2 protein-coding genes are annotated in these 1666 nt (G+C 41.4%); both read left to right on the top strand.

Going from position 1 to position 1666, the window contains the following annotated elements:
- A partial coding sequence (locus tag A6733_RS08705; RefSeq protein ID WP_176696740.1) for a hypothetical protein occupies positions 1 to 542 on the top strand: 542 nt, incomplete at its 5' end.
- Positions 543 to 1083: 541 nt separating this feature from the next.
- On the top strand, positions 1084 to 1666 hold a 583-nt coding region (locus A6733_RS00400; RefSeq protein ID WP_141663425.1), incomplete at its 3' end, for a hypothetical protein.

Raw genomic sequence — 1666 nt, 5'->3', positions numbered from 1 at the left:
CTTCACCCGTATCTTTATCTGAGCCTGCACCTCTATTCTTACCTTCATCTGAGTCGAGATCAGTTTCTGATATTTCCTCTGCTTCCCTGTCTACTGAGGAAGTTGGATTTAGATCGGCTACTATTGTTGCTCCTCCTGCATTTTGGGGGTTGGAAGGTGAATCACTTTCTCCCCCTTCTTCACTTTCTATTTTACCCGCATCTTCATCTTCACCTTCATTATTTTCATCTACATCTGAATCAGGATGTGATGCTGATGTCTCCTCTTGTTCTCCAGAGTCACCTGAATTGACTAGAGAAGTTGCTGGACCAGCTACGGAGAGTGCTGTTTCTGCGTTGGGGGTTTCTTTGGGAGAATCACATTCTGTGACTTCATGTGAGCAGCCAATGGTGGCGTTAACTACTGCCTCTTCTTCTGTTTCTGCTTCTGCTACAGGAGGGGAATCAGGTCGGTCTATCAGAGGAGGTAGTAGAGGTAGGTCGTCTTCTTCACATCGGGGTAGTACTCAGAGAGGAAGAGGACGTAAAAGAAGAAGGGAGTAGTAATTATGAGAATTGATTCTACTTCTTACTGCTAGTATCACATGATTCTATAAGTTTTGTTGTATGTAGTGGGTATTTTTTGTGCGATAAAGATTGTTATTTGTGTTTATATGCTTGGATATTGGACGTGTTTTTTGCTCATATATCAATCTTCTTCTAGAATTATTTTACTTATAGAGATAGATTTATAGAGATAGATGTTGATAGTGTATATGTGACTACTACTCCCTACTTTTGTGGCATTACCTAGGCAATTGTTGGTTATTTATTATGTGTGGGTGTTTGTTTTCTTAAGTTATATTCAATACTATGGCTGATGAGATGTGCTTTTTGCCTTCGTATCTGGGATTGCCCCTTTTAGGGATGTGAGTGTTGTTTCATGAATTGAGGCACAAGAGTAGTGATGTATTACTCTTGCTGTTTGTGATGTTGTGCGCGTTTCGTTGTGTGACTGTGCTTGCCTCTTTCTTGTGATGTTGGTGTGTAAGATGATGATAAGAATTTAAAATAATAAATATAACCAATAAGCATAGAGGTTGTTATGTATCCTGTAGATGCGACCAGTGCTGCCGCTTTTAGTGATGTTGCAGATAACGGTGGCGATAATGTTGATAATAAAGTGTGCGTCGTACAGGTTAGTGGTACTTCTGATAGTGGTTTGCAGCAGATTGAGGTTCCTGCTGCTGTTTCATCTACAACTACTTCAAATGCTGCTACTGTTCGTAAGGGGGTGAGCGCTAGGGGCAAGGCTCCTGCCAGAAAATCCGCTGCCGCTTCAACCTTTACTCCCGATCCTGGTGTTTTTGATTCACTGGGCGTTGAGTTACATCCCGATAGTGCTCAAACAGTTACTGTTCTCCTTTCTGAAGTTGATATACTAGCTAAATGTATCTACGATGGTGTTATAAGCAAACAACTTCCATTAGGCATTGTTGACAAACTAACTGTGACTGGGCAGGCTGTTTGGTATGGTACTTATAGGGTGCTGTGTGAGTTTGGTTTTGTACACAGATGCCTTCGTGAGTATCATGCTAAGCACAGACCTGGTTTTATACGTTCTCTTTCTGACATTAAAGTGTTATCTAATTCCTCTGGCAGTGATGTGGAGATGTTAAGTGGAGATG

Origin of the sequence: Candidatus Ichthyocystis sparus, assembly GCF_900078745.1 — a bacterium.
In the GTDB taxonomy this organism is placed as follows: domain Bacteria; phylum Pseudomonadota; class Gammaproteobacteria; order Burkholderiales; family 2013Ark19i; genus Ichthyocystis; species Ichthyocystis sparus.
This window is presented reverse-complemented; position numbering and strand designations above follow the sequence as displayed.